16 protein-coding genes are annotated in these 16883 nt (G+C 34.7%); 10 read left to right on the top strand and 6 right to left on the bottom strand.

Annotation, left to right across the window (positions count from 1 at the left end; translation table 11 throughout):
* Nucleotides 1-47: 47 nt before the first annotated feature.
* Genes mgtE through LSO06_RS01910 form a run of 3 tightly spaced genes read left to right on the top strand, consistent with a single transcriptional unit; the run spans nucleotide 48 to nucleotide 2559 of the window.
* Nucleotides 48-1409: a magnesium transporter gene (mgtE, locus tag LSO06_RS01920; RefSeq protein ID WP_231760401.1), complete on the top strand. Its 1362-nt coding sequence runs from the start codon at nucleotides 48-50 to the stop codon at nucleotides 1407-1409.
* A 40-nt stretch (nucleotides 1410-1449) separates the two neighbouring features.
* Nucleotides 1450-1869, top strand: coding sequence for an HIT family protein (locus tag LSO06_RS01915; RefSeq protein ID WP_231760400.1), 420 nt, complete (start codon nucleotides 1450-1452; stop codon nucleotides 1867-1869).
* A gap of 30 nt (nucleotides 1870-1899) precedes the next feature.
* Nucleotides 1900-2559: a hypothetical protein gene (locus LSO06_RS01910; RefSeq protein ID WP_231760399.1), complete on the top strand. Its 660-nt coding sequence runs from the start codon at nucleotides 1900-1902 to the stop codon at nucleotides 2557-2559.
* A 29-nt stretch (nucleotides 2560-2588) separates the two neighbouring features.
* Here the strand turns inward: LSO06_RS01910 and LSO06_RS01905 are convergent, their stop codons facing one another.
* The 4 genes from LSO06_RS01905 to LSO06_RS01890 are packed head-to-tail and all read right to left on the bottom strand — an operon-like array spanning nucleotide 2589 to nucleotide 6106.
* Nucleotides 2589-3071 carry an S-ribosylhomocysteine lyase gene (locus tag LSO06_RS01905; protein ID WP_231760398.1) on the bottom strand — a complete coding sequence of 161 codons (483 nt, stop codon included), beginning with the start codon at nucleotides 3069-3071 and terminating at the stop codon, nucleotides 2589-2591.
* Nucleotides 3068-4231, bottom strand: coding sequence for a methionine adenosyltransferase (gene metK, locus LSO06_RS01900; protein ID WP_231760397.1), 1164 nt, complete (start codon nucleotides 4229-4231; stop codon nucleotides 3068-3070). The genes LSO06_RS01905 and metK overlap by 4 nt, the downstream gene beginning before the upstream one ends.
* Nucleotides 4221-4955 (bottom strand): 5'-methylthioadenosine/adenosylhomocysteine nucleosidase, encoded by a 735-nt coding sequence (locus LSO06_RS01895; protein ID WP_231760396.1) that lies wholly within the window; start codon nucleotides 4953-4955, stop codon nucleotides 4221-4223. The genes metK and LSO06_RS01895 overlap by 11 nt, the downstream gene beginning before the upstream one ends.
* A gap of 11 nt (nucleotides 4956-4966) precedes the next feature.
* The gene (locus LSO06_RS01890) at nucleotides 4967-6106 is read right to left on the bottom strand and encodes an HD-GYP domain-containing protein (RefSeq protein ID WP_231760395.1); all 1140 of its coding nucleotides are present in this window, start codon (nucleotides 6104-6106) and stop codon (nucleotides 4967-4969) included.
* Between the two features lie 129 nt (nucleotides 6107-6235).
* Between LSO06_RS01890 and LSO06_RS01885 the strand changes: the two genes are divergently transcribed.
* The 6 genes from LSO06_RS01885 to LSO06_RS01860 are packed head-to-tail and all read left to right on the top strand — an operon-like array spanning nucleotide 6236 to nucleotide 14460.
* Nucleotides 6236-7012: a hypothetical protein gene (locus LSO06_RS01885; RefSeq protein WP_231760394.1), complete on the top strand. Its 777-nt coding sequence runs from the start codon at nucleotides 6236-6238 to the stop codon at nucleotides 7010-7012.
* Nucleotides 7013-7026: 14 nt separating this feature from the next.
* Nucleotides 7027-8499, top strand: a complete 1473-nt coding sequence (gltX, locus tag LSO06_RS01880) for a glutamate--tRNA ligase (RefSeq protein WP_231760393.1) — start codon at nucleotides 7027-7029, stop codon at nucleotides 8497-8499.
* 29 nt (nucleotides 8500-8528) lie between these two features.
* On the top strand, nucleotides 8529-9863 hold the full coding sequence (locus LSO06_RS01875; RefSeq protein WP_231760392.1) for a glycine--tRNA ligase: 1335 nt from the start codon (nucleotides 8529-8531) through the stop codon (nucleotides 9861-9863).
* On the top strand, nucleotides 9864-11081 hold the full coding sequence (gene tyrS, locus LSO06_RS01870) for a tyrosine--tRNA ligase (protein WP_231760391.1): 1218 nt from the start codon (nucleotides 9864-9866) through the stop codon (nucleotides 11079-11081).
* Nucleotides 11082-11091: 10 nt separating this feature from the next.
* On the top strand, nucleotides 11092-13383 hold the full coding sequence (locus LSO06_RS01865; RefSeq protein WP_231760390.1) for an AAA family ATPase: 2292 nt from the start codon (nucleotides 11092-11094) through the stop codon (nucleotides 13381-13383).
* 18 nt (nucleotides 13384-13401) lie between these two features.
* Nucleotides 13402-14460: an NAD(P)H-dependent glycerol-3-phosphate dehydrogenase gene (locus LSO06_RS01860; RefSeq protein ID WP_231760389.1), complete on the top strand. Its 1059-nt coding sequence runs from the start codon at nucleotides 13402-13404 to the stop codon at nucleotides 14458-14460.
* A gap of 6 nt (nucleotides 14461-14466) precedes the next feature.
* On the opposite strand, the gene LSO06_RS01855 is transcribed toward LSO06_RS01860, so the two are convergent.
* Both LSO06_RS01855 and LSO06_RS01850 read right to left on the bottom strand, forming a co-directional pair.
* The gene (locus tag LSO06_RS01855; RefSeq protein WP_231760388.1) at nucleotides 14467-14733 is read right to left on the bottom strand and encodes a PTS sugar transporter subunit IIB; all 267 of its coding nucleotides are present in this window, start codon (nucleotides 14731-14733) and stop codon (nucleotides 14467-14469) included.
* A 6-nt stretch (nucleotides 14734-14739) separates the two neighbouring features.
* Nucleotides 14740-16116, bottom strand: a complete 1377-nt coding sequence (locus tag LSO06_RS01850; protein ID WP_231760387.1) for an aminopeptidase — start codon at nucleotides 16114-16116, stop codon at nucleotides 14740-14742.
* 115 nt (nucleotides 16117-16231) lie between these two features.
* On the opposite strand from LSO06_RS01850, the gene LSO06_RS01845 reads away from it, so the two are divergent.
* On the top strand, nucleotides 16232-16825 hold the full coding sequence (locus LSO06_RS01845; RefSeq protein WP_231760386.1) for a hypothetical protein: 594 nt from the start codon (nucleotides 16232-16234) through the stop codon (nucleotides 16823-16825).
* Nucleotides 16826-16883: the final 58 nt, after the last annotated feature.

Genomic DNA, 16883 nt, shown 5'->3' with positions numbered 1-16883 from the left:
GTTTGTTTTTATATTTTATTGAGGGATAAGATCTTGGGGGCATTGATATGATGGATGTTGTATTTTTAAAGACCTTACTTGAGGAGAAAAGATACTCTGAAATAAAAGAAGAGCTTTTAAAGTATGATGCTTTTGATATTAGTGAAATGATGAGGAGACTTAATGGATCTGATTTGATTTTACTTTATAGGTTTCTGCCCAAGAAAGTTGCTGTTGAGGCTTTTTCTAATTTTGACCAAGTCACAAAAAATAAATTGGCTAATTCTTTTACTAACAAAGAAATAAGTGAAATGATAGATGAGTTAAACCTTGACGATGTTATTGATCTTTTGGAAGAAGTGCCAGCAAATGTTGTACAGAGATTTTTAGCAAGTTCTACTGAGGAAAATAGAGAGATTATTAATAAATTTTTGTCTTACAGTGATGATTCCGCTGGTTCAATTGTAAAGATAGAATACATTGAGCTTAAAGATTATTTTTCTGTTGGAGAAGCTCTTGACTACATTAGAAAGGTGGCAAAGACTAAGGAAGATGTTTACACTTACTATATTACAGATGAAGAGAAGAGATTAAGAGGAGTTGTCAAGATTGAAGATTTAATGTTATCCAGGGATGACGTTGTCATTTCTTCAATCATGAGAACGAGTGGATTTTATATTGTGAAGGTCAGTGATGGGAAGGAAGATGTTGCTCTTCTTTTTCAGAATCATGATATCTTGAGTGTTCCTGTTGTTGATAATGAAGGAAGAATGATAGGAATTATTGTTATTGACGATATTCTTGAGGTTGTACAGAGTTTAAATACCGAAGATTTTCATATAATGGCCGCAGTTACTCCTTTAGGTGAATCTTATCTTGATACTTCTATTTTTGACATGACAAAAAATAGAATAATCTGGCTCTTGATTCTTATGATATCTTCTACTTTAACAGCTACCATAATTACAAGTTATCAGAATTTGATTTTGTCCTTGGTAATCTTGACCAGTTTTATTCCACTTTTGATGGATACATCAGGAAATGCGGGTTCTCAAGCTTCTGCGTTAATTATTCGCGAGCTTGCCCTTGGAACGCTTAAAGTCAAGGATTTTTTTCGTGTATTATTTAAAGAAGTGTGTGTTAGCATATTAGTTGGGTTAATCCTTGCTGGTATCAACTTTTTAAGGGTTGTATTTTTTGTAATACCTGAGAATGATGAGAGGTTTAGAATAGCTTTCGTTGTCTCTTCATGTTTGATGATAGGTTTAATGGTGGCGAAAGTGTTGGGAGGTCTTTTACCTATTTTTGCTAAGATTTTAAGAATTGACCCAGCCTTGATGGCTGGTCCTTTAATTACGACTATTGCTGATGTTATTACCTTGATTGCTTATTTTAACATAGCTAGATTGGTGCTGTATAATTACTTTTGAGGATAAAATCAATATTGGTTGTGGTTAAGTTGGAGGATTTTTGAGCGGTTGTGTTTTTTGCAAGATAATAAGAGGTGAGCTTCCTTCTTATAAGGTTTATGAGGATGATTTAGTGCTTGCTTTTCTTGATATTCATCCTTTAAATGTTGGGCATACGCTTGTTGTTCCCAAACAGCATAGCACTGATGCTTTGGTTATGGATGATGCGATTAATGGCAAGGTGATGGAAGTATGTAAAAGAATAGCACTTTCTTTGAAAAAGTTGAACTCACGTACTTGTGGTGGGATAAACATTTATACTGCAATTGGTGTTGAAGCAGGGCAAATTATTTTTCATACTCATTTTCATGTAGTTCCAAGATTTCAGGGGGATAATTTCGGTTTCATAAGGGGCTCTAACATTAATCTAGTAGAAGATGAATTTTTGGATTTATCCAAAAGGATAGGTCAAAATATTTAGTTTTTATTGGTTTAAAAGAGGTTGATCCATATGTGCAAGTTTTTTTGTGTATTAGTTTTTGTGATGAGTGTGTTTAAGCTTTATGCTTTCTCCTCAGGAGATACTAATGTTTACGGTGGAGTTGGGGCGGGTGTTGATAATTTTTCTCCAGATTTGTATTTTTATGAAAGACTTAAATATCAGATCATTAGTGGTTTTGGGATTGTTGCGTCAGATAGTTTAGCTTTTGGAGGAGAAGTTACTGCAGATGCAAGATTTCTGTCAGTTTATACATCCTATACTAGGGAAGCTGTGCATATGTTAACAGGAGTGCAGGATATAAAAGAGTTAATAAAATCTCCTGATAATTTTGAGCTTCGTGATATTTCAGTATCAATTAGAGCATATATTAATTATTTTTTTGTTCCCAACATGGCTATATTTAGTTTGACTGCGTTTTCGGGACTTAAGGTGGGCTATTTGGATTTCAGGAGTTATTCTTACGGTTATATAGATTACGTAGAAAGCAGTAATCCCTTCATTGTAGGACTTGATGTTGGTACAAGAGTCAATTTGGGATTTATTTTCCTAGAATATGTAATTTCACCAATCTTTCATAATAAATCTTTGCTGTTTAATCAGATGCATAGAGTATCTGTAGGACTTATTTACCAAGATAACATAGGGTCCATTCGTGCTCTGGATTTTTGATTCACCACGTTTCAGTTGTTTAGATGAGATTAGGAAGGATAGGTTAGGTTTTCGTCTGTAGCATTTGTTATTATTTTTAAATATTGACTAGACTCGTGTTTTGCCATGTTCAGGTTGTGATCTTGATAATTTCCGCACTCCCTTTCAGTTGCGCCTGCATCTGCTAGGCTTCCTTTGAAATTGACTATCTCAGTGAAAAGCCAAGATATTAAATTGACAAGATTCCTGCTTTCGTGGTCTCCCAAAAGTATTAAATAAAATCCAGTCCTACAACCCATTGGTCCAAAGTATAATGTTTTCATTCCCCATTCTTGATGATTCCTGATTAATAAGGCGCCTATGTGCTCAATTGTGTGCATTTCTGCATTGTTTATTGCAGGTTCTCTATTAGGAGCCTTCATTCTAATATCTACGGTAGTAAATGTTACATTTTCAAAAACATCTTTCCTTGATATATATATACCGGGATTCAATCTTGTGTGATCAATCGTAAAGCTTGATATTTTATTCATATTTGAAATTCCTCCTTGATTTTATCTACAAAGTCTAGTCTTTCCCATTCTAGTTCATTTTTCCCGAAGTGCCCGTATGTGGATGTTTTAGAGTAGATGGGCTCTCTTAATCTTAACTTCTTAATTATACCATCTGGAGTTAGATCAAAATTATTTATGATAAAGTTTAATATCCTATTTTCATATGTGTCATCATTTATTCCTGCAGTTATTTTAATAGACACTGGGTTAGCAATTCCAATAGCATAAGCAAGTTGTATTTCAAATTCCCTAGAAATACCTGCCGCTACCATGTTCTTAGCAATATATCTTGCCATGTAAGCAGCCGAACGGTCAACTTTAGTTGCATCTTTCCCACTATAAGCCCCCCCTCCATGCCTTGCAAAGCCACCGTAGCTGTCAGCGATAATCTTTCTTCCCGTAAGACCCGTATCTCCAGTTGGCCCGCCAATGACGAAATTTCCTGAAGGATTAATGTAGTATTTAATGTTAGGATCAAACATTGATTTACTTTGAAGCGTGGGTTCTATAATCTCTTTAATTAGTGTCTGGCGTATGACGTCTTGAGAAATATCGGGGTCGTGTTGATGAGAAACAACAATGTTACTTATTCGAGTAGGATGTTTATCGGAATTGTATTCAATGGTGACTTGTGACTTAGCATCAGGGCGCAGCCACTTAATTACCCCTGTTTTCCTAAGCTTGCTAGCTTTTTGTAAAATTAAGTTAGATAGTTCGTATGCTATCGGTAAGAAATTTTCAGTTTCATTGCAAGCATAACCAAATATTATTCCCTGATCCCCCGCCCCAGTGGCCTCTATGTCTTTCCTGTCAACTGCATTTGAAATATCTATCGATTGATATCCAATAGCGTCGACTATTGTAACAGATCTATAGTCAAGGCCATATTCTATGTTTGTATATCCAATATTTTTTATTATGTGTCTAGCAACTTCTTTTATGTCTACGTCTTTCCTTGCTGTGCTGTTTATTTCTCCTGCTATGACAACTAAATTTTGTGAAATTAGTGTCTCACATGCAACTTTGGCCATTTTGTCTTTTTTTAGCATCTCATCAAGGATTGCATCAGAGATCTGGTCTGCAATCTTGTCAGGATGCCCTTCAGATACAGCCTCAGAAGTTGATATCTTATTTATCATGTTGATCCTTTTCTATGAGTCCAACAAGTTCCTTGACCATTCTAGCCGCATTTATAGATGCGATTTTTAGAAATTTATCGAAATCTATGTGATTATCTTTGGTGTTTGGTAAGTCAGATATAGAACGAGTAATGATGAAGGGTATACCAAATGTATGTGCAACTTGTGCGATAGCAGCTCCTTCCATTTCTACAGCTAAAGCATCTGGAAAGTTGTTCTTAATCGCATCTAGCTGATTTTTGTTTCCAATAAATTGGTCTCCTGTAAGTATTAAACCAATGTGAGCACTAACATCCTTGATTTTATCCTCTATAACCTTAACTGATTTTTTAAGCAGTCCGTCGTCCGCTTTGAATTTTTGAGGCAAGCCAGGCACTTGTCCTACTTTATGCCCAAACTTAGTCAAATCAAAATCATGAAATGCTATCTCCGACGATACTATTATGTCTTTAATCTTCAGATTAGAGTCCTCTCTTATCCCACCAGCGGTTCCTGAGTTGATTATGTGACTGATTTTGTATTTTGATATAACATAACTAACCCAAGCGGCAGCATTCACCTTACCAATACCAGTGGTTAAAGAGATTACCTCATGTCCCGAAATCTTTCCCTTATAAATTTTTTTCTTCCCCAGATAGTCGTCCAATGTAAATTCCTGTCTATCCTCAATTATCGTATTTACTTCTTCTGCTTCTTCATCCATTGCAGATATGATTAAAACCATACTTTCTCCTTTTATATTTCTTTTAAAGAGTATTTTTTTAAAAGAAATTCTATCTCGCTTTGTCCGAGTATTTTTTTAATTCCTGTTGCCGTTTTGGGTATTGACTTGATGTAATCTTGGCTTTCATTGGGAGGCACAACTTTGTCGTCTTTGATTATGTACTGTATGTATGGATAATTAAGGTTCTCTTCATTGACTTTTATTATCTTCGCAATCGATTTATCTTGGAGTTCCACAATAAAATCCAGCGGGCATTGAGAGAGCACCTTAATGATTAGTTTTAAAACCCTTTTGTCAAATTTTTTATCGGCGTCCTGTATTATCTCTATAAGAGATGCACCAGAGTTTAAGGATTTCTTATACGTTTTATCTAAAATAATTGCACTATAAGCACTAGCAGCTCCAATTATGTTTGACTCAATGCTAATATTCTCACTTTTAAGTTTTTTAGGGTAACCTGAGCCATCTAAATTTTCCTTATGACACAGTAACGTTGAACATATAGAATGTGAAAAATCAGTTGCGGATATAATTTTGCAACTAAGTATGGGATATTTTTGAATCATCTCAAATTCTTCATCACTTAATTTTTCTTGCTTTTCGCTTATCTTTGAGGGGATAAATAGAAAGCCTATCTTGTGAAGAAGAGCCACCGTGCATAATTCAACTGTCTTGTGATTATTTAAATTCATCTCATTTCCAAGCGCGACTGTTAGTATGGCAGTGTTTACTGAATGTACAATATGGTAATCGGACAAGAAGTTAGGTATTTTTATGTATTTCATGAACGTTTTTTGATTTTTTTTATAAAATTCTATTACCTTTTTAGCAGTTGGTAGGATGTCTTGATAATAAATCTTCTTGTTCTTTTTACAAGTCTCATATACTTCTTCCAAATTGCTTACTAACATGTGATAGTTTGAAATAGATTCCCTATCACACTCCGCATGCACCAAAATGCTCACTTTATTCATTAGTGACTCATCAAAGAAGTTGTTTTTCGTGTGAAGTTCTTCCTTCAATCCCCATCTCTCAACCAGTTCAACATTCTTAGGCTTTACAAGAGAATTCTCAGGCCACACCAAAAAGTCTTTGTCTATTACATAAGAAAAAGACTTTATGTCTTTCGCCAACCCATCAAGGCTACCCATTTTTCCTCTTAAATTTAAACTTATTAATAAACATATATAACACATTATTTATCAATTGTCCATTATGTTTAGTATAATATGACTATATATTTCGATCGTGTAATTAAATTGGGTTTTAAAGAGATGTTAATGGTAGATAGAATACTTTTAATTTTTAATGTTATGTTTGCTGGGTTTTTTGTATATTTGATTTTTTTTCTAGAAATCTTAAAATATTTGAGTGTGCTAGATTTTATGCTTTTCCATTCTCATGTTATTTTAGGGTTTGTTTTATTTATGCTTATCTTTAATATTTTTTATTCCAAGTTTCTTTATTCAAGGTTATATTTTGTATTCAACGGAGTAGAGAATACTTATACTTTTTTAAAGCTTAAAATAATTCGGAAGAGACTTAGAAGTGTATTTGATATTTCTCTTTGTTTAAAAATGATTTTAATAAAACAAGATAAAAAAAGTCTTGATGAGATTTATTTTTATTTGAAAGATAGCAAGATTAGTAATAAAACGATAGTGGAACTTTATTCTGTGCTCATCAGTTTTAGGGAGAAAGAGAAGGCATCTAGTTTAATTTTAAAGTATGCAGGTAGCAGGGATAGGTGGGTAGAGTATTGCGTTGCCCTTAGTATGATTTCTTTTGAAGAATATGAAAAATTAAGTAAGGCATTAGATCTTTTAAGGAGGTATTGTTTAAGAGAACCAATTTTTACAATTTATTATTATTACGTTTTAAAGAGGTCTAATGTGGAACCCTGTTTGATCGAATCCAGTAAACTTGAGATTAGGGACAAATATTTTAAATACAAAGACAAATTAAACACTAAACATGCCAAGCTTCTGGGTTCAAATTTATTTTTCGTGGTTTTTTATTATATTTATGATAGCTCAAAGAAGGATATTTTTTATTAAGAGAGGATAAGATTTTGAACGTAAGGGTTAGATATGCACCTTCTCCAACGGGTTTGCAACATATTGGAGGGATTAGAACAGCTTTGTTTAATTATTTCTTTGCCAAGTCTTGTGGTGGGAAATTTTTTCTCAGAATTGAGGATACCGATCAGACGAGATATTTTAAAGAAGCCGAGGATGATCTTTATCGAAGTTTAGAGTGGCTTGGTATTGATTTTGATGAGGGACCCACTTGTGGTGGGCCTTACGAGCCTTATGTTCAGTCGAGGAGAACGGCAATATATGATGGGTATGCTAGGAGATTGGTTGAATCGGGGGATGCTTATTACTGTTATTGCACACCGGATAGGCTAGAAAGGATTAGGAAGATTCAGACTGTTAACAAGATGGCAACAGGGTATGATAGACATTGTAGAAATTTGAGTGAGAGTGAGATTCAAGATGTTTTAAGTTTAGAAATAAAACCTGTTGTTAGATTTAAAGTTCCTCTTGATGGGGAAACTAGTTTTAATGATATTTTACTTGACAAAGTAACATGGTTGAATAAGGATATTAACCCTGATCCTGTTATTCTTAAGTCTGATGGACTTCCAACCTATCATCTTGCAAACGTTGTTGATGATCATTTGATGAAAGTGTCGCATGTCTTAAGGGCTCAGGAGTGGGTATCTTCAGGTCCTTTGCATGTTCTTCTTTATAATGCTTTTGGATGGACTCCTCCCATTTATTGTCATCTTCCGATGGTAATGGGTAGTGATGGACAAAAATTGAGTAAGAGGCATGGAGCTACGGCTTTAAGACAATTTATTGAGGATGGATATCTTCCAGAGGCCATTATTAATTATGTTACCCTACTTGGATGGTCTTATGATGATAAGAAAGAATTCTTTACAAGTGATGAACTTCAAAAGCTGTTCTGTCTTAGTAAGATAAATAAATCTCCTGCTATTTTTGATTATAATAAACTAGACTTTTTTAATAGCCATTATATTAGAGAGAAAGAAGATGAGGAATTGGCTAGGCTTTTACTTCCTTTATTGCAAAAAGTAGCTTATATCAGGGAAGATGTTGAGCCTAGAGATGAGGAAATATTATTACTTTTAATACCTCTTATAAAGACAAGAATTAGAAAGCTTAGTGAAGCTGTAAATATGCTTAAATTTTTTTACGAAGATATTAAAACATGGAACTTAGATGAGTTTTTAGGCAAGAAGAAGACAGCGGGCGACATTTATTTGATTTTAGACAAGATTAAGCCAATATTGGAAGGATTTCAAACAAGGTCATCGGATGAGAACGAAAAAGTGTTTAATAATTTTGCCAAGGATAATAACCTGAAGGTAGGTGAAGTTCTTCTTCCGATTAGAATTGCAGCGCTTGGTAGTAAGGTATCACCTCCCCTTTTTGATTCTTTAAAACTACTTGGGAAAGACAAAGTTTTTGATAGAATAAACCTAGCGCAAGAATTTTTGAAAAGACATGAGTAATAAAAATAATACATTTTAAGGATATTGATATGACAAGAATGGAAGATGTTATCGCACTTGCTAAGAGAAAGGGTTTTGTATTTCAGTCTTCAGAAGTTTATGGAGGACTTTCGGGAGCATGGGATTATGGCCCTTTGGGTATTGAGCTTAAAAATAATATACAGAAGGAATGGTGGAAGAATATGGTTTACTTACATGAGAATGTGGTGGGCCTAGACACTGCTATTTTTATGCGGCCTGAAGTTTGGGTTGCCTCGGGGCATGTTGACAGTTTTTCAGATTCATTAGTAGATTGCAGGAGTTGCAAAAACAGATTTAGGGCTGATCTTGTTGATTTGTCTGGGAATTGTCCTAGTTGTAGCAAGGAGAGTTCCTTTACAGAACCTAAAAATTTTAATTTAATGTTTAAAACTAATATTGGAGCTACAAAAGAGGGCTCTAATGAAATTTATCTAAGACCAGAGACGGCTCAGGGTATTTTTGTTAATTTTAGAAATGTATTGGACTCTACAAGGCTTAAGATTCCTTTCGGTATAGCTCAAGTCGGTAAAGCGTTTAGGAATGAAATAATAACAAAAAATTTTATATTCAGAACTTGTGAGTTTGAGCAAATGGAAATGCAGTTTTTTGTACATCCTGAGCAAATGGATGATTGGTACTATTATTGGAAGCAAAATAGGATGAATTTTTTTGTGGAAATTCTTGGAATAAAATCGAGTAGTCTTAGGTTTAAAGAACATGAAGCAGGCGAACTTGCACATTATGCTAAAGCAGCTGTTGATATTGAGTACGAATTTCCGTTTGGTTTTAAGGAGATTGAAGGAATTCATAATAGGGGCAATTATGATTTAGCACAGCATGCTAGGTTTTGTGAGAAGCCTAAATTATTTGAGTATCACGACTTAATAACTGGGGAGAGATATATCCCTTATGTTATTGAGACGTCTCTTGGACTTACAAGGAGTATTTTAATGACTCTTTGCGATGCTTATGTGGATGAGGCGCTTGAGGGCGGTGATAAGCGAACAGTTTTAAGACTGCACCCTAAACTTGCCCCTTATAAGGTTGCCATACTTCCTCTTGTGAAAAAAGATGGGCTTGATGATCTTGCTAGGAGAGTATTTATGGAACTTAGTGATGATTTTTATATGTTTTATGACGACAGTGGCACAATTGGCAAGAGATACAGGCGTCAAGATGAGATTGGGACGCCTTATTGTGTAACAATAGACTACGATACTATGGAGGATAGGACGGTTACTTTAAGAGAGAGGGATCGTATGACTCAGGTAAGGATTTCTCTTAACGAGCTATATTCATATATCAGGACTGAAATACTAAATTATAGGGGGAGTTCCAAATAGATGAATCTTGCCTTGGAGATTTTAAAGAGACGAGGATTCTTAAAACAGTGTACAAATTTAGAGGCTTTAAGTGATTTGATGGATAGGGATAGGGTAATTTTTTACGTAGGATTTGATGCTACCTTTAGCTCTCTTCATATTGGACATTTGATCCCCCTTATGGCAATGATGCATCTTGAAAAGCAAGGACATGTTCCGATTGCTCTGGTTGGAGGCGGTACTACTAGGATAGGCGATCCTTCCGGTAAGAGTGAGATGAGAAGGATTTTATCAGAGGAGAGTATAGAAGGAAACGTTGTTGCAATAAAGGAACAGTTGTCACGAATAGCAGGGTTTAGCAATAGCTGTGTTTTTGACAACTCGGAATGGCTTGGTAACCTTAATTACATTGAATTTTTAAGAGATATCGGAGTTCATTTTTCTGTTAATCGAATGTTGGGGTTTGAAACTTATAGAAGAAGACTGGATGCTGGGCTTTCGTTTATCGAGTTTAATTATCAGCTTTTGCAATCTTATGATTTTTACATGCTTAATAAGATTAAAAATTGCAACCTCCAGATGGGGGGCGATGACCAGTGGGGTAATATTGTTTCTGGGGTTGATTTAGTAAGAAGGAAATCGGGAGGAGAAGTTTTTGGTCTTACGTGTCCTCTTATTACACGAAGTGATGGGAAAAAGATGGGAAAATCAGAAAAGGGGGCTGTTTATCTTGATTTAAAGCTTTACAGTGTTTATGATTTTTATCAATATTTTAGGAATATCCCAGACTTAGATGTTAAGAGATTTTTGTATTTATTCACTTTTTTGGAAGAGGATGAGATTGAAAATGTTTCAAGGCTAGAAGGAAATTTATTAAACAAAGCAAAAGAAACGTTGGCTTTTGAAATAACAAAGATTGTGCATGGAGAGGAGGCTTCTTTAAGAGCAGCAGAGGCAGCAGCAGCAGCTTTTAAAGGCGTTGGAGACAGAGGCAGCATTCCTTTTTTTGAGTTGGGACTAGCCAATTTGGGAGATGGAATTTTATTGATTGACTTAATGATTCTTTCAAGGGTTGCACCTAGTAAATCTGAGGGGAGAAGATTAATTAATGCGGGTGGGGTTTATGTAGATAAAGTAAGGATAGGAGAACAAGATTATTGTCTTACTAAGGATAATTTTACTAATGGTGAACTTGAGCTTAGGGTTGGCAAGAAAAAAGTTTTAAGAATTATTTTATAGTTGGTGTTTCATGTATAACAGGAGAGCTTTAAATAATTTATTCTTTAGGTCATTTCTGTTTTTTATGGAGCGCAAGCACGGTGTCTTTACAGAAGAGCATATTTTTCATAGTTTAATTAGTGATGATAAGATTAAAGAGCTTCTTGAGTTGTGCACTCTTGATTTTTACAGTCTTGGCAAAATATTAGAAGAATTTTTCAGTAAACTTCCCTCCAGAGAATCCAATATTTCAGATTATGTTTTCAAGATAGATGACTTATATCAGGAAGTAATTGCTACTATTTTTTACTATAAAAAAACTTATAAGATACAAGAAAAAGATTTATTATGGGTATTAATTAGGAAAAGACAAAATACAATTTTAGATGCTCTGCTAAAGTCGGGTTTTAATTTAGCTATCTTTGACAACATGATTGAAGTTTATGAATACTTGGGACCAGATTTGAATTTGGGGGTAGTTGATAACAAGGGGACAGGGCCTACTCTCATTGATAATAAAGAGATAGATAAAAATGGAGGTTTTAATATTTTTGATGAGGGGTGTTTTAAGTTGGAAGACAGTAACGATCCATCAGGTGAGAGTAGTTCTGTTGAAGATTTTTTAGTAAATGTCATTGATAGTTTAGATCCAAATTTAGAGCAAAATCCTTTAATAGGTCGAACAAAAGAATTGAACAAGGTGATTCAAGTAATGTTGCGCAGGCATAAAAGTAACCCGATTTTGTTTGGAGAGCCTGGTGTTGGGAAGACAATATTAATTCAAGGACTTGCCTATATGATAAAAGTAGGTGAGGTGCCTCGGGAATTGGTTGGGTATGAGGTATATTCTCTTGGTATTGGCAACCTTATATCTGGTACTAAATACAGAGGAGATCTTGAAGATAGGGTAAATAAAGTTTTAGATTTTTTGTATTTAAAAAAGAAGGTAATTCTCTTCATAGATGAAATTCATATGATAGTTGGAGCTGGTGCTACATCTTTTAGTAGCATAGATGTCTCAAATTTGTTAAAACCCATTTTGACTTTGGGGAAAGTTAAGTTTATAGGCGCTACTACGGAATATGAATATAGGAAGTTCTTCTTAAGAGATAGGGCGTTAGTAAGGAGGTTTCATAGCGTAGAACTTAAGGAGCCGGGAATTGAAGATACTTACCTTATGTTGAAAGGAGCTAAGGGGCAGTATGAAAAACATCATAATGTAGAGTACACAGATGGGGCAATAAGAGCTTTCATTTCTATGTCTTGTAAATATATTAAAGACAGATTTCTTCCTGACAAGGCTTTTGACTTGTTAGATGAACTTGGAGCTCAATTTAAATTTGAGAATAACAAAAAAATAATAACTGAAGATGATGTTAAAGATTTTGTTCAATCTATGGTTGGTTCAAGTATTTTTAACTTGGATGAACATGATGGTAGTTTGCTTGCTGAGCTGGAACACAAAATAAGAGAGAATGTGGTAATTGAAGAGAGTGTTTTATCTGATTTGATATTAAATATAAAGCTTTTAAAGGTTAAATTCCTCTTTGAAAATAACAACCTTGGGATTTTTGTTTTTATAAGTTCTTCGGATCTTGATAAGGACAAACTTTCGTGTATTTTATCAGAAGAACTTAAACTTTCCAAGTTTAGTTTAGGGATGAGTGAGTACGGTGATTTTGATTCTATTAATAGATTAATAGGCCCCATATATGCTTCTAATTCTTACGATGAACCCACTAAGTTTTTTAAATTCTTGAGTAGAGCTTCAAGTTCAATTATTTTTCTCTCAGATTTTGATAAAGCTCATAAAAGGGTCATAGATTTTTTTTTAAAAGGATTTAATACAGGTAAATTTTATGACAGTTTTGGTAGAAGTTTTAGTTTGTCGAATAGCATAATAGTAATAGATGTTAATGTGGAGAGTAGGGAGTTTAACAGTATTGGATTTAAGAATGAGACAACAAGTGGGAGAAACTTGCTGGAGAAGAGGTTTTCTTCTCAGTTTTTGGATTTGGTTGATCATATTTTTTTCTTCAGACCCGCAGATGAGATTGGCTTTGAAAAGGTTATTAAGGGAGAGATTAATAACCTTATTAGGATATTAAGGGAGAAAGGGATCGAGATTTTTTTTGAAGAAAATATTTTCGCCTATCTTAAGGGTAAGACATATGGGAGTGGCTTTGAAACCAGGAGTGTAAGGAAGATTGTAATCAAGGAAATAGGAAGCTTGATAATTAATGAAATGGTTTTAAAAAAAATAAAGAAAAATGATAGAATTAGGGTCTACTTGCAGGGTAAGGTGAGATATGAATTAATTTGATAATTTGGGGGTATATTCATGAAAATAGCTATAATTGGGGCAGGGGCTTGGGGAACGGCTGTTGCTAAGGTGTTAGCAGATAAGGGGTCGGACAGTGTTTTATTGTGGTCTTTTGAAGAATCTGTTAGGGACGATATTAATAGTAAACATGAAAACGTTAAATATCTGAAGGGGATTAAATTACCGGATAATTTGATTGCAACTTCTGATTTAAACGATACTGTGGCTGGAGCTGACTATGTTTTTATTGCAACTCCTTCTCTTTATACCTTGGGGATCTTTAAGAGTTTAAGGAATATTATTACGGACAGGAAACCTAATTTGGCAATACTTACCAAGGGGCTAATAACTATTGATGGGAGGCCTTGTCCTATTGTAGAGGTAGCAGAGGATATTTTGATTGAATATAAGGATAAGATTGCTTATATTTCAGGGCCAAGCCATGCTGAGGAAGTTGGGCTTGGCATAATTACGGGTCTTGTGGCTGCTGGCAAGAGTATTGATCATGTATCTGCATTCATGAATTTATTCAATGGCACCTCTATTTCTATGTTCTATAGTGATGATGTTTTGGGTGTTCAAATAGCAGCAGCTCTGAAAAATGTATTTGCAATTGCATTTGGCATCTTGGATGAGTATAAAGATAGGAGACCAAATTTAATAGGAAATAACACAGAGTCTTTTTTATTTTCGGTTGCTTTAAATGATATGAAAAACATTGCATTCAAGGTTGGTGATTGCAATAAGGACACATTTTTGTTCATAGCAGGCTCTGGGGATTTAGATGTTACTTGCCGAAGCATTTTTGGAAGAAATAGACGATTTGGGCGTGAAATTGTAAGCAAAGGTATTTTAAACGGTTTTGTGGGCATAGATGATTTAATAGGTGATATACATAAGATTGGGTATCTTCCAGAGGGAGTAACTGCTTCTAAGGAAGTGTTTTTGCTTTTGGAGCATGATTTGGCTTCTCAAGGGCTAGCAGGTGTTGTTTATAGGGTGCTAAATAAGGAAATAAGCCCTGAGGCCGTTATTGAGTATATAAGAAATTTAAATATTAAAAAAGGACCCAATTAGGGTCCTTTAATTTATGTTATTATTCATCATGTACAAAATATTGTTGTAGACATCTTCAATTATTTCAAAACTCATTACGACCTCTGTAAATTCATTTGATTTAATTGTTCCTATTATATTCCTATCTTCTGTTAAATTTTCTCTCTTAATTAAGGAGTTGCTGTCAACTAATATTTTTATTCTGGTAACATCTTTGTCTATTTCTTTGATGTTTATAATCCCTCCGAAGCACTCTACGATATGTTCTGATGTTTTTATTGCATTTTCATTCATATTTGTTTATCCTTGGAAAAATGCTTTGTATGCCATATAAGAAGTGTACACATCAAATTTAGAAGTTATTTCAAATGGTGAGTGCATACTGATTACACCAGGACCCATATCTATTGTTCTTATGCCATAGTGAGCCAGGAACTTTGCAACAGTACCACCTCCCCCTTCTTCTACTTTACCAAGTGTAGCCACCTGCCAGGCTATGTTATTTTTGTTTAGTAAATTTCTAATATAAAAGACAAGTTCAGCATCGGCGTCGCTGGCCATGTACTTACCCCCATGTCCCGTATATTTCATGATAGGTATTCCGTATCCTATTCTGGGTGCGTTTTGTTCATCATGAACAGAACGAAACAGGGGATTAATTGCACCACAAACGTCAGCGGATATGCTTCTTGAGTTCCATAACGTCCTCTGAACTAAAAGGTCGCTATATCTGTCACCTTCGAGTTTGAATAAAATGTCTGACACAAAGAATTCAAGATACCTTGAATTTAAGCCAGTAGATCCGGTTGACCCAATTTCTTCCTTGTCAACCAAGAAGCACACAGCAGTTTTGCCTGGGGTCTCTTCTAGATTTAAAATGGCTTCTAGTGAGGTGTAGGCACAAACCCTGTCGTCCTGGCCATATCCACCTATCAACGCCCTGTCAAAACCCACATCCCTTGCAGCACCTGCTGGTACTATTTCTATTTCTGCTGAGACAAAATCTTCTTCCTCTATTTTATATTTTTTATTTATTAAATCAAGAATAGCAAGCTTTACTTTTTCTTTTTCTTTAGTTTCAATAGGTAGGCTTCCAATTATTATTTTTAAATTTTCACCTTCAATAATTTCTTCAGATTTTTTGTCTCTTTGTACTTTTTTGTCAAGGTGTGGCAATATATCAGGAATTACAAATACGGGATCATTTTTGTCGTCCCCTATGTTAATCTCTACTTTATCTTCGTTTTTCAAAAAAACTACTCCTCGTATTGATAGAGGTATAGACAGCCATTGATACTTTTTAATTCCCCCGTAGTAGTTTGTTTTAATTAATGCAAATTCATTTTCTTCTGTAATTGGCGACGGCTTTGCATCAAGTCTTGGTGAGTCTGTGTGAGATACAATGAAATTCATTCCATTCTCAATGGGTTCCTTGCCAACGAAAACAAGTGCAATATTTTTGCCCCGGCATGTGTAAAAGATTTTATCTCCAGCCTTCAATTCTTTAGTTTCGCATGAACAAGTGAAACCTTTTTCCTTAGCCTTTTGTGTAGCATAACGGACAGCTTCTCTTTCGGTTTTGATATTGCTTAAAAAATTCTTATATTGTTCTGAAAATTCTAAAATTTTATTTTTTTCTTCTTCGTTTAAAGAAATCCAAGGGTTTTGTTTTCTCATTAAAGTTCCTCCTTATTTTTTTATTATAACAGGTTAGTAATCTATGGGAATTTATATAAAACAATTGATTTATCATTACCTTTTAAAGATAATGGTATAGCATAGGAGAGTATTTATGTACAGAGGTGATTTTTTTAAAGCTATTTCGTTGATGGCTACATTTCTCTTGCTTTTGATGGGTTGCGAGTCTAGGGATACAACGGAAGGAGATGGGAAGGGTGGGCATGTTCATATTGAGCCTTTAGAGTCCATGGATGATCATGCTTTGGGTCATGTATTGCATGCGATGGGAGTATCTGCTACTGGTGAGGAACGCTTGAGGGTAAAGCAAGCAGTTAAAGTTATGTATTTTGCAGGAGATAGCGAGGAGCTCAGGGAAGTAAGTTCAAGAACTGACGCTAATTTAACTGTTTATTCATACGAGAATGCCTATGCAGTGGAAACAAATATTGATGTTGTTGGGAGCAATCAAGATTCTCATATTTTTGTGGGAGTAAGTTCAGATATTAAGAAAATTATAGACATGAATTTGCATGGAGTTAAGAATGATCCTGCTAGGGAGTTTGTAAAGACTTTCAAAGGACTTAATATTTCTGACGGTAGAGTTGATATTGCTATTGATGAGAATGATAGCGATTCTAGGAATATATTATCTACTGTGAACTTCATAATCAGCAGTCTAGCAAAGACTATAGCATTGATGAATTAAATACTAAAGCTATTTTGAGTGTGTACTAAAGGTTAGGCCTTATGGTTAGTGAGGCCTA

This window comes from Borrelia sp. RT5S, from assembly GCF_021165755.1.
Lineage (GTDB): Bacteria > Spirochaetota > Spirochaetia > Borreliales > Borreliaceae > Borrelia.
The sequence above is the reverse complement of the archived record's forward strand: the minus strand, read 5'-3'. Positions and strand labels throughout refer to the sequence as shown.